Source organism: Brevundimonas denitrificans, from assembly GCF_030160755.1.
Taxonomy (GTDB): domain Bacteria; phylum Pseudomonadota; class Alphaproteobacteria; order Caulobacterales; family Caulobacteraceae; genus Brevundimonas; species Brevundimonas denitrificans.
On record NZ_BSOY01000235.1, the window covers coordinates 1 to 536 of the forward strand.

The following is a 536-nucleotide window of genomic DNA, read 5'->3' on the forward strand; positions in this document are numbered from 1 at the left end:
TGGAATTGGTAGACGCGACAGATTCAAAATCTGTTGTCCTCAGGACGTGCCTGTTCGAGTCAGGCCAGGGGCACCATCTCCCGATATTTCCCCCGACATTTCTCCCAATACTCTGTTTTTGTGGCCTGCGGCCCGGTGCGTTCGTGCATGGCTTTATCCGGCCTCGGCTTGTCCGGCCTCCCCCTCATGAACGGACAGCACGAATCAACCTTGCCAACAGGCGCAGGACATCAAACCGAGATCGATAAAGATTTGGGTGGAGTGGGTGTCTTCGGAGCGTAGAGAGAAAAAGAACAGGGACGCCCTGCCAAAGAGCTGACCGACGCGGCCCTAGCGCTTGTCGATCAGGCCCATATCGCGGGTGGAGGCACCCTCCCCCGGCCCCGGCTCTGAGACCAGTGCCTCTTCCACCTTTCCGCAAATCTCGGACAGGGTGAAAGGTTTCGAGATCACATCGTGAATCAGGTCGTCCAGATTGTGGGCGCGCTGGCGTTCTGCGGCATAGCCGGTCATCAGCAGGATTTTCAGGTCGGGGA

Annotated in this window: 1 protein-coding gene; it reads right to left on the minus strand. The window is 58.0% G+C overall.

Annotated features, from left to right (window positions below):
* Window positions 1-330 precede the first annotated feature (330 nt).
* Window positions 331-536, minus strand: a 206-nt coding sequence (locus tag QQJ79_RS15950) for a hybrid sensor histidine kinase/response regulator (RefSeq protein WP_284223925.1), incomplete at its 5' end; no start/stop codon positions are given.